Annotated in this window: 10 protein-coding genes; 3 read left to right on the top strand and 7 right to left on the bottom strand. The window is 62.0% G+C overall.

Annotated elements, in window-relative coordinates:
* Positions 1–86 precede the first annotated feature (86 nt).
* Positions 87–1,016, top strand: coding sequence for an ArsR/SmtB family transcription factor (locus ACZM8Y_RS17030; RefSeq protein WP_302552071.1), 930 nt, complete (start codon positions 87–89; stop codon positions 1,014–1,016).
* Between the two features lie 24 nt (positions 1,017–1,040).
* Complete coding sequence (gene ahcY / locus ACZM8Y_RS17025; protein WP_302552072.1) at positions 1,041–2,468, top strand: adenosylhomocysteinase; 1,428 nt, start codon at positions 1,041–1,043, stop codon at positions 2,466–2,468.
* Positions 2,469–2,950: 482 nt separating this feature from the next.
* Here ahcY and ACZM8Y_RS17020 read toward each other — a convergent pair whose 3' ends face one another.
* From ACZM8Y_RS17020 to ACZM8Y_RS16990, 7 genes are all read right to left on the bottom strand, one after another.
* Positions 2,951–4,171 (bottom strand): phage portal protein family protein, encoded by a 1,221-nt coding sequence (locus tag ACZM8Y_RS17020; RefSeq protein WP_482334154.1) that lies wholly within the window; start codon positions 4,169–4,171, stop codon positions 2,951–2,953.
* Positions 4,172–4,738: 567 nt separating this feature from the next.
* On the bottom strand, positions 4,739–6,334 hold the full coding sequence (gene terL / locus ACZM8Y_RS17015; protein WP_482334152.1) for a phage terminase large subunit: 1,596 nt from the start codon (positions 6,332–6,334) through the stop codon (positions 4,739–4,741).
* Between the two features lies 1 nt (position 6,335).
* Positions 6,336–6,551: a hypothetical protein gene (locus ACZM8Y_RS17010; protein ID WP_489501916.1), complete on the bottom strand. Its 216-nt coding sequence runs from the start codon at positions 6,549–6,551 to the stop codon at positions 6,336–6,338.
* Between the two features lie 53 nt (positions 6,552–6,604).
* On the bottom strand, positions 6,605–7,198 hold the full coding sequence (locus ACZM8Y_RS17005; protein WP_482334148.1) for a hypothetical protein: 594 nt from the start codon (positions 7,196–7,198) through the stop codon (positions 6,605–6,607).
* On the bottom strand, positions 7,191–7,835 hold the full coding sequence (locus ACZM8Y_RS17000) for a transglycosylase SLT domain-containing protein (protein ID WP_337431412.1): 645 nt from the start codon (positions 7,833–7,835) through the stop codon (positions 7,191–7,193). The genes ACZM8Y_RS17005 and ACZM8Y_RS17000 overlap by 8 nt, the downstream gene beginning before the upstream one ends.
* Before the next feature lie 59 nt (positions 7,836–7,894).
* Positions 7,895–8,257 carry a putative holin gene (locus tag ACZM8Y_RS16995; RefSeq protein ID WP_337431413.1) on the bottom strand — a complete coding sequence of 121 codons (363 nt, stop codon included), beginning with the start codon at positions 8,255–8,257 and terminating at the stop codon, positions 7,895–7,897.
* Positions 8,258–8,345: 88 nt separating this feature from the next.
* Positions 8,346–8,915, bottom strand: a complete 570-nt coding sequence (locus tag ACZM8Y_RS16990; protein ID WP_302552079.1) for a Mor transcription activator family protein — start codon at positions 8,913–8,915, stop codon at positions 8,346–8,348.
* A gap of 317 nt (positions 8,916–9,232) precedes the next feature.
* Here ACZM8Y_RS16990 and ACZM8Y_RS16985 point away from each other — a divergent pair, with 317 nt between their 5' ends.
* Positions 9,233–9,940, top strand: coding sequence for an XRE family transcriptional regulator (locus tag ACZM8Y_RS16985; RefSeq protein ID WP_479859573.1), 708 nt, complete (start codon positions 9,233–9,235; stop codon positions 9,938–9,940).
* The last annotated feature ends 60 nt before the right edge of the window (positions 9,941–10,000 follow it).

The raw sequence follows: 10,000 nt of genomic DNA, 5'->3' as shown, positions 1-10,000 counted from the left end.
ATTTTTTCCTCTCCTTGACTATATGAAGATTTCTTTATATAAAACCATCCGTTCATCTTGATACATCTGTAACCCTTTGAAACCGCATGTCCAACGCTATCCGCTATTTCAAGGCACTGTCCGACGAGACCCGGCTGCGGCTTACCTATGTTCTTGAGCGGTATGAACTTTCCGTCAATGAACTGGTAAGCATCCTCGAAATGGGCCAGTCGCGGGTTTCGCGCCACCTCAAGATCCTGACCGAAGCTGGGCTGCTTTCCTCGCGCCGGGACGGGCTGTGGGTGTTTTACTCCTCCGTAAAGGAAGGGGAGGGCGCCGCTTTCCTGAAAGCCGCCATGCCCTTTCTGGACGAAGACGCCGAAATGCGCGCGGATGTGGAAATGGCCGCCAAGATCATTGAGGATCGGGCGCTCAAGACGCGGCAGTTCTTCAATACCATCGCCGAACACTGGGATACCCTGAGCCGCGAAGTGCTCGGCGGTTTCGATCTCGCCGGGGCCGTGTGCGGCATGATGCCCGAAGGCTGTGAGGCGGCGGTGGATCTGGGGTGCGGAACCGGGATCGTGCTGGAACGGATGCGCGGGCGCGCCCGGCAGATCATCGGGGTGGACGGTTCGCCGAGGATGCTGGAGCTTTCCCGGCGGCGCCTTGCCGGAGTGGAGGGGGAGCCTGAAGGCGTCTCTCTGCGCATCGGGGAACTCAGCCACCTTCCGCTGCGGGACTGCGAGGCGGATTTCGCCAGCATCAATATGGTGCTGCACCACCTGTCCAACCCGGAGAACGCCCTTGCCGAAATCCGGCGCGTACTGCGTCCCGGCGGGCTGCTCGTTGTGGCGGACTTTGATCGGCATACTCAGGAAAGGATGCGTCTGGACTACGGGGATCTGTGGCTCGGATTCGATGAAGCGACCATGTCGAGGCTGCTGCAAGCGGCGTCCTTCGAGGTCGTTTCCACTGCCCGCCACCTCGTGGAACAGGGGCTGGCGCTCAACCTCACGCTGGCCCGACGCCTGTAACATATCAACTTTATGGAGATACTTATGTCCAACGCGAAGCCTCTCGATCTGTCGCTGCCCTATCAGGTGGCGGATATCAGCCTTGCCGACTTCGGCAAGAAGGAAATGCAGCTCTCCGAGCGCGAAATGCCCGGCCTGATGGAACTCATCCGCCGCTACGGAGACAAGAAGCCCCTCAAAGGCTTCAAAATCATGGGCTCGCTGCACATGACCATCCAGACCGCCATGCTCATCAAGACGCTGTATGAGCTCGGCGCGGACATCCGCTGGGCGTCCTGCAACATCTTCTCCACGCAGGATCACGCCGCCGCCGCCATCGCGGAGCTCGGCTACGCCAAGGTTTTCGCATGGAAGGGCGAAACGCTTGAGGACTATTGGTGGTGCACGGAAATGGCCCTGACGTGGCCCGACGGTTCCGGCCCCGATCTCATCGTGGACGACGGCGGCGACGCCACCCTGATGATCCACCTCGGCGTGGATGCGGACCGCGATCCTTCCGTGCTCGACAAGCCTTGCGACTCCAAGGAAGCCCGCGTCCTTATGGATCGCATCAGCCTCGGCCATAAGACCAATCCCGGCCATTGGACGAAGGTGGCGGCGAAGGTTCGCGGCGTGTCCGAAGAAACGACCACCGGCGTCCACCGCCTGTACCAGCTCTCGGAACAGGGCAAGCTGCTGTTCCCGGCCATCAACGTGAACGACTCCGTAACCAAGTCCAAGTTCGACAACCTGTACGGCTGCCGCGAGTCCCTCGCCGACGGCATCAAGCGCGCCACCGACATCATGATCGCGGGCAAGGTTGTGGTCGTTGCCGGGTACGGCGACGTGGGCAAGGGCTGCGCCCATTCCATGCGCGGCTTCGGCGCCCGTGTGCTCGTGACCGAAATCGACCCCATCTGCGCTCTTCAGGCCGCGATGGAAGGCTTTGAAGTGACCACGATGGAAGACGCCGTGAAGGAAGGCGACATTTTCGTCACCTGCACCGGCAACTACCACGTCATCACCGGCGAGCACATGAACAACATGAAGGACGAGGCCATCGTCTGCAACATCGGCCACTTCGACAACGAAATCGAAATGACGTGGCTTGAGGAAAACCCGGCCAACAAGCGCATCCAGATCAAGCCGCAGGTGGACAAGTGGGTGCTGCCCAACGGCCGCTCCCTGATCATCCTCGCCGAAGGCCGCCTCGTGAACCTCGGCTGCGCCACCGGCCACGCCAGCTTCGTCATGTCCAACAGCTTCACCAATCAGGTGCTGGCCCAGATGGAGCTCGCCGCCACGGATCACGAAGTGAAGGTGTACACGCTGCCCAAGAAGCTCGACGAGGAAGTGGCCCGCCTGCACCTCGCCCGCCTCGGCGTGAAGCTCACCAAACTTACCGAAGAGCAGGCTGCGTACATCGGCGTCTCCGTCGACGGCCCGTTCAAGTCGGATCTGTATCGGTATTAAGATTGTGGATATTGGAGGGGGGCGGGAGAAACTTTTTCTAGAAAGTTTCTCCCGCCCCCCTCCAAACCTCCCCCCACACTCTTCAAAGATTTTCGGCCTTATCGAATCCCTGTTCGCTATTTCTTCTGATTCATCGGACTGAAAATAAAGGCTCTGCCGGAGTATGCGGCTGCCTTATCCCCACAGTATGGTGAAAATACAGGCTGTTTATCCAGCTTTCCGTCGATGGCTTCATGATTGGGGCATTTTATTGGTTATTCCTTTGGGATTTCAAGAAAGAAGGCCTCAACCGTTTATATGGGGCGTGTCGTCATGTTACATGCAACTATTGAAATTATTGAAAACAATCTTTTGTGTTTTAAAAACAATTAAATAATTTCAATATATTATATCAAACTAACGACACAGCCTATGGCACAGCCCAAAACAAAGCCCGCCTTCCGGCAGGAAGACGGGCTTTCGTTCCATCGAAAAAGAGGCGGTTATGCCCTCCAAGCCCCCAATATATCGTTCTCGTTTTCGGCTTCCGGGATCTTGAGCTTGTCGTGCGCCCAGCGCGCCGAGATCTTCATCACCGAGGCCAGCGCCGGGAGCGCCTGTGCGAACGTGGCGATGTCCTCGGCTTCCCGCGTATCGAACCGGAACCACGGCAGCAGGCGCGGATCGCTGACGCCGCAGTTCAGCACCGCCAGCGGAGCCAGAAGCTGGCGCGACAGCGTGGACGCTACCTGCATGGCGTCGGATACCATCAGGTCGCGGCGCACCCTGTCGTGCACGCGCCCAAGGGCGTTGGTGCTGGCGGCCCCGTCGGACTGCGAGGTCAGCGTGCCGCCGAGGATGGCCTTGCTCATGCCGAGCTCGCAGCGCGAAATCAATGCGCCCGCCAAGTCCTGAGAAGAGGAGGCGGGGGTTTCAAACAGGATGTCCATGCCCTGCGGGATGATGCCCGCCGCATCCTGCCCAAGCGTCCGCAGGGCGTTGTACAGCGCCCGCCGATCTTCCTCGCGGCTGCCGGGCGGGTACTTTCCGAGCCGGAACGGCAGGCCGTGAACCTGCACGTAGCGAATATTCGCCTCCAGCGCGTAGCTGCGGATCAGATACGCCCACGCCACCGTGCGGAACAGCCCGCAGCGCGGCAGCCAGCCGGATCGGGAGCGGTGCGTATGCACGATCCAGCCGAAAGGCCAAAGCTCTTCCCCGTCGGGCTTGCCGTTCCGCAGACGCAGCTGGTTCCTGTCTTCCCGCAAAACCTGAAACCAGCTTTGCGGGCGGAAATGGAAGGCGGCGGGAAGATGCAGCCCATGCCGATAGCCCCACTCGATCTCGCAGGCGGAAAACCCGTGCCCGATGCCGTCCGCCAGATCCATCAACAAGTCTTCAAAACCGTTGACGGCATCGAACTGCTCACGAACCGCCGCCGCAATCCGGGCGGCCCGCGCATCGTTGGCGCGGCCCGGCAGAATTTCCCAATCCAGCGTCAGCAGCGCCCGCTTGCGCTTGCCCATTTCCGCCGCAAGATGCTCGCAGCGGTCTTCCATGTCCGCGAACAGCAAATGCTGTTCAAGGATGTCCCCCTGATCCGCAAGTTCCAGAATGTTCCGCAGCCGCTTCGGGGTCAGCCCGTGCGTCAGGTTCATCTGCGGCTCCAACGCCAACATGCGCGGGCCTTCCCCCTGCGTCTGCAATCGCCGTATCTTTTTCATGAATGCCTCCAACGGCCCCAAAGCCGCCGTGTTGCTCCCAGCCCGTCCCGCAATCCCGTTTGACGGTCCACAGCCTCTATGGATCGGCTCTTTTTCCTGGGCCGTGTCATGGAAAGCGGTTGATGCTTTTTCCTTAAAATTTTAGGCTGTGTCGCTGATTAGACATAATCTATTGGAATTATTTAACTATTTTCAAGTCACAAAAATGATTATTTTCAATAATTTCAAATAATTATATGTAAAACAACGACACAAACCTAAAAAATAGGCTGTGTTATAGAAAATGGTTGATGCTTTTTTCCTTGAAGTTCCAAAGGGATAACCGGCAAAATGCCTTATCCGTGGATCCAGCCAAGGGGAAAAACGGATAAAAAGGCTGTATTTTCACCGTACTGTGGAGATGAAACAGCCACGTATTCTGACAGGGCCTTTCCCATAAAAATCTGCCGTACCTTGTCCCATCCCCATCCAGCGGCCCCCCCGCCGCGCCGCCTCCCCACCAGCCGGAAGGCTTTAGGGAGGGACGCGAACCGTTCCGGCAGTTTGGGAAGAAAGGGGGAACCTTCCTTAGAAGGGCCCCCTCCCTCCTCCCCAGCTTCCATCTTCCCCGTCATCGCCCCATCCCCTTTTCAACGGCATACGGATGTAGGCGTCGCCCATGCCGACGAATCCGGTGGACGCCAGACGCCAAAGCATTTCAAGCGCATCCGGCCCATCGTCATGATCGGCCTTGGGGAAATGCCGCAACTGATCGATGAGCGCCCGCTGGGAGGCGTGAAGCCTGATCCGCCCCTGCGCCATGTGCGGCTGTAACGACTCGATGCGCAGCAGCTTGTCCGCACTGTTGACGAGGGGCCGCACAGGGAGGGCAATCCCGCGCTCCGCCGCCCGCTGCACCAGCACATGGGCGAAAAACTCCTGAAACTGCACGGCCTCCACGCCCCAGATCAACGGATGGTGCACATCGTGCAGGGTAATCACATCCTCAATGATGCGATCGGGATGGCGCTTTCGGATGCTCGCCTCCACCACGTCGAGCGTCATGCTCCCGCGGAGGAAACCGCCGACGAGGATCGCGGAAGGGTCACGCCCCGCGCCCTGCCTGCCGAGCGACGGATCCACCGCCCCGAACAGCAGCCAGTCCCGGCTCCGATCCACCCAAAAGGTGATGCACCCGTTGAACGGCGCCTCGTTTACGGACAAAGGATCGTTCTGCTGTTCGGAATCGAAAGCCTCCCGATCCTCGGCACGGAGGCACATGAGCCGGTACAGCGGGCGCGACGCGGGCCAGCTCACTTCGGCCCCGGCCTCCATCTCCTCCTTGTGCCGGCGGTAAAAACGCCGGGCCTCCGCTTCGCCGCGCGACGACAAGAGGCTTTCCCACGCATCCCAAAGATCCATCCGATCCGGCCAGCGCAGGATGGAACGGAACGTCCGGGCCTTCCACAAAGGCTTGCGGAGCGTGCGGGCCAGCACGGAATCGTAATGCAGCAGCGTGCCGACATAGACCACGTCCATGCTCCCGTCCGCCGCGCCGAGATTGAGCACCGTCTTCTGAAGCCACGACTGGAGCTTGTCGCGCTGTTCCGGCTTGTCCACGTTCTCGTCGTTTTCAAGATCGTCAAGGACAATCAAATCCGGGCGGTGCGGCCCGTGCCGCAGCCCGCGCATGCGCTTGCCCGCGCCGAGCGCCTGGATTTTGACGTTCCCCGGCGTGACCACCGTTCCCGCGTTCCAGACGTGCCCTTTGCCCGCCGCTCCGGGAAAATCCCGCTTCAACGCCTCGTTGAACTCCAGTTCGTCCTTGACCGCACCCAACAGCGACGCGGCCTGTTCCAGCGCGTCGGCTATGATCAAAATGTAGTGCTTGCGCCCGGTCAGCACGGCCCACAGCACGAAAAACAGCGAAACGAACGTGCTCTTGGCCTCCCCGCGCGGGGCCGCAATCGCCAGCCGCACGCCTTCGGGAGCGTCCGCCATGCGGGGCAGTTCCGCATCCAGCCATTCGTGGAGCCGGGAATCCTCCCCGACAAGGCAGTAATGCGGAAAATACGCCCGCCGGAAAAAGGCGAAATCCTGCCGGGCACGTTCCCGGCGCCCCTCCGGTGTCCCGGCGGAGGCATCCTGAAGATCAGGGGAGGCGCTCCGGCGCTTCCCACGCATGTCAGCGCCCCCCGCTGCGGATCGCGTCCGCGATGCGATCCAGTTTTTCGTCCGCCCGCTCCAGCCCGCCGAGGATCTGCGCCGTGCGCTCCCGGCAGTCCTCGCGGGGCACGTAGCTCTTGTGCACCTCCTCGGCCAGCAGGCACTGGCGGGCCTTTAATTCGTCCACCCGCTGCTCCAGCCGGGTTCCCCAGTAGGCGAGAAAGCCGCAAACCATCCCGAGCAGGCCAAGCAGCAGGGTGTGCGCGTCGAATTGCAGCGCGGCCTGCGTCATGGCCTGCCCTCCCGACCTTTTTCCACGGCAAGCAGGGCTTCGGCCTGGGCGCGCAGGCTCCGGCAATAGCCGCCGTAATCCCGCGCGTGGGCCAGAAGATCCTCCGGGCTGGCCATTACGGATGCCCCAGCCCGTACCCCGGCGTCAGCGGCGGAGGCGCTTCCGGCAGGCGCGCCAGCTCCGGCGGCAGGGGCAGAACCTCCGGGGGAGGCGGGGGCAAGTCCAAGGGCTTCGTTGTACAGGCGCACCCAGCCAGCAGGCAGGCCAGCGCAATGGCGGGAAGCATCTTCGGCAACACGGGCCATCCTCCTTGTGAACGCCTGCCGTTCGGCGGCAAGGCGGCTGCGGGTTTCGGAAAGCTCCCCGGCAATGGCGGCGGCCCGCTCCGCTTCCGCTTCCAGCCTCCGGCGGGCGAGGCGCTCCGCTTCCGCCATCGCGGCAGCCAACGCCTCCCGTTCGCTGGCGGACGCTTCGGCCTGTTCCGCAAGCAGCGCGCGGCCCCGCGTTTCCGCAATGCCGAAGCCCCGGACGTACCCGGCGGCGCAGCACGCCGCACACAACAGCCCTACGGCGAGCACGTTCCTAGTCATGGCCCCCTCCGCACCCGATGCCGGGCCCCCACCCCGCCTTGCGGTACCAATACTGCCTCTCAAGCAGAATCAGCCGCACATAGCGGCGGTTTTCGCGGAAGCTGGAGGCGCTCCGCCCGGCATTCGCCTTTTCCACCTGCCCGAACCAGCGCGCCGGATCACGGCCCTGCCGCTCCGCCTCCTTCCGATCCCTGCCGACCCAGCCGATTCCGCCGTTATACGCGGACAACGCAAACGCCATGCGCTGGCAGGCATCGGCCCCGCCCAGCCGATCCCACAGCCACTTGTCATAGGAAACCAGCGCCCGGAGCGCCCAGCCGGGATTGAACGGCGCGGGCCGCCCGGCCTCGCGTTCCAGTTCCGGGACGGCACGCGGCAGCCATTCCGCCGTGGAAGGCAGGAACTGCGCCAGGCCCTGCGCCCCCGCCGGGGATACCGTGCCGTTACGCCACCAGCTTTCCGTATGCACCTGCGCGGCGAACACCGCCACGGGGGCTTCCAAACCCCACACGGCGCGGGAAACCCGTATGAGTTCCGCCCGATGTCGTTCCGCCGCGCGCGGGATATCCGACGCCAGCCCCGGCTGCGGAAACGGCGCGGACAACAGCGCCACCATCAAAACCATGCGAATCATCATGTGCAGCCCCTCCATGCGGGAACCGCCCTTCCGGGGGCGGCTCCCCATCTCCCCCATGCTCACAGCCCCACGGACACCGCTACCACGAAAGCCGCAACCACGGCGGCGCGGCGCAGGCAGGCCATGAGGAAAGGCCAGAGGCAGCCCTTGGCGATGGCGAAATCGGCGCACCGAAGCCGCACGGCTCCGGGGGCGCGCTTCCAGTCGCCGTCAAGATACGAGTCGGGGGTGGCGAAAGGGAACACGGCCACATCGAAGAACATGCCCAAGATGGCCGCAAGCATGACGAGGGCCAGCTTATAGAGCACGACGGGCATCTGCGCCGGGCTGATCAGCAACAGCACGGCCTGAAGCGCCAGCGCAATCAGCCCGAAGAACAGCAGACGCCAACGGGGGCGGAGAAGAAGCCTGAAGAATCCCATAAGACCTCCTGTGGTATGGCGCGGAACCTTCAGCGGCCCGCAAGACGCACCATGCCCGAAAGGAGGCCTCAGGAAAGGTTGAAGGATGTCAGCACGCCGCGCTGGAGCGGGACACCCGGCGCGCGGCGGCGCAGCTTTCGCCCATCTCAACAGCCATAGCGTCCATGTGGGCCAAGCGGCGCGCAGCGGCGCAGGCCGCCATATCCGGCCTCACCGGGCCGGGCTTCTTTAAAATGCGCCAGATCTGGCGATCGGAAAGCCCATGCCGCACGGCGAGCACGGACACCAGCGCCCGCTCGGAAAGCCCTTCGCGGGCCAGTTCGTCGCGTTCAAGGTTGATGTCCCTGTCCCGCGTGTCCACGAAAGCCTGACGGCAGGTGGGGATGTACAGCGTCGTGCCGCCGTAGCGCCCGATCAGCTTGGCCGCCTGTTCCCGGCCGATGATCTGCACCAATTTTTCACGCTGTTCCTGCCCCCGCAGTGTGATGCCCAGAGGGACAGAAAAACTTGTCCCGCCCTTGGCCCTGATGAGCTCGATCGCCGCCGGAAGGCCAATCAGTTCAACCAGTTCATCCATGCCCTGCCGCCGCTTCCGGGCCCGCCCGGAGGCCATTTCCGAAGACGCGTCCCGCTCCCGATTCTTCGCCGTGTGTTCCATATGAATCCCTGTCAGGTAAAAGATGTACCTCTCCGCCTTGTGGGAAAGGCATGGAAAACAATGCCCTGAGCGCGCACGGCCCGAAGGCCTGCGGCACAGGGGCCAGACCGGATTGTTGACCGGATAGCTTGGTGAAGGTAAAGAAAAGAGGTTGTACACGACCGTCCGCAAGGAAATCTCTACGTCAAAATCAGTTCTTTTACAATCATTTTTTGACGCAAAAACTTATTTATTGACTTAACGGTCAAAAACATTACAACATTTTTTTACGATCCCCGTTCACTTCAACCCGGAGCGCCCCACGGCGCAGAGACGCCATGAGCAGCATCGCCGATCGACTCGTTTTTTTGCGCGGAAGCGCCACACAGGCCGAATTTGCCGATCGTGTCGGCATCAATGTGAATACGTTGCGCGGATACGAGAAAGGGCGCGCCCTGCCCGGATATGAAGTTTTGGAAGCCCTGTGCCTAAAATTAAACGTTTCACCGAACTGGATTTTGACGGGGCGGGGCAACGTCCTCCAGGAGGCCCCCTTTTCCGGCCTCAACGGGACGCCGCGGCCCCATCCCCAGCCCGAACTTGCCGAGCCGATGCCCCCCTGCGATGTGGATTTGATCATGATCCCGATGGTGGAGGCGCGCCTGTCCGCCGGGCACGGCAGCCTTGAGGTCGGCGGCGGTTCGGAGCGCAGTTACGCCTTCCGCAGCGATTTCCTGCACCGCAAAGGAACCCCCCGTGATATGGTGCTCATGCGGGTTTCCGGCGACAGCATGGAGCCGGAGATCATGGACAACGACATCGTGCTCATCGATCAGGGCAAGCGCGACGTCACCCCCGGACGCCTCTATGCCGTCGGTTTTGACGAGGCCATCTATCTCAAGCGCATCGACATCCTCCCCGGCAAGGTCATCCTCAAGAGCACCAACGCCGCCTATCCCCCCGTCGAGCTCGACACCCGCGGCGACTGCGAGGACGCCTTCCGCGTCATCGGCCGCGTCCTCTGGTGCGGCAGGGAGTACAAATAAGATTGGGGAGGGGGAGGAGGAACTTTCTTCAGAAAGTTCCTCCTCCCCCTCCCCAAACCC

The sequence above is a fragment of the Bilophila sp. genome (assembly GCF_057864385.1).
This window is presented reverse-complemented; position numbering and strand designations above follow the sequence as displayed.

Bases quoted from the DNA above. Each gene is read 5' to 3' on its own strand.
- ACZM8Y_RS17030 (WP_302552071.1), top strand. From the start codon at position 87: ATGTCCAACGCTATCCGCTATTTCAAGGCACTGTCCGACGAGACCCGG.
- ACZM8Y_RS16985 (WP_479859573.1), top strand. From the start codon at position 9,233: ATGAGCAGCATCGCCGATCGACTCGTTTTTTTGCGCGGAAGCGCCACA.
- ACZM8Y_RS17005 (WP_482334148.1), bottom strand. From the start codon at position 7,198: ATGACTAGGAACGTGCTCGCCGTAGGGCTGTTGTGTGCGGCGTGCTGC.
- ACZM8Y_RS16995 (WP_337431413.1), bottom strand. From the start codon at position 8,257: ATGGGATTCTTCAGGCTTCTTCTCCGCCCCCGTTGGCGTCTGCTGTTC.
- ACZM8Y_RS17000 (WP_337431412.1), bottom strand. From the start codon at position 7,835: ATGATGATTCGCATGGTTTTGATGGTGGCGCTGTTGTCCGCGCCGTTT.
- ACZM8Y_RS17010 (WP_489501916.1), bottom strand. From the start codon at position 6,551: ATGGTTTGCGGCTTTCTCGCCTACTGGGGAACCCGGCTGGAGCAGCGG.
- ACZM8Y_RS16990 (WP_302552079.1), bottom strand. From the start codon at position 8,915: ATGGAACACACGGCGAAGAATCGGGAGCGGGACGCGTCTTCGGAAATG.
- terL (WP_482334152.1), bottom strand. From the start codon at position 6,334: ATGCGTGGGAAGCGCCGGAGCGCCTCCCCTGATCTTCAGGATGCCTCC.
- ahcY (WP_302552072.1), top strand. From the start codon at position 1,041: ATGTCCAACGCGAAGCCTCTCGATCTGTCGCTGCCCTATCAGGTGGCG.
- ACZM8Y_RS17020 (WP_482334154.1), bottom strand. From the start codon at position 4,171: ATGAAAAAGATACGGCGATTGCAGACGCAGGGGGAAGGCCCGCGCATG.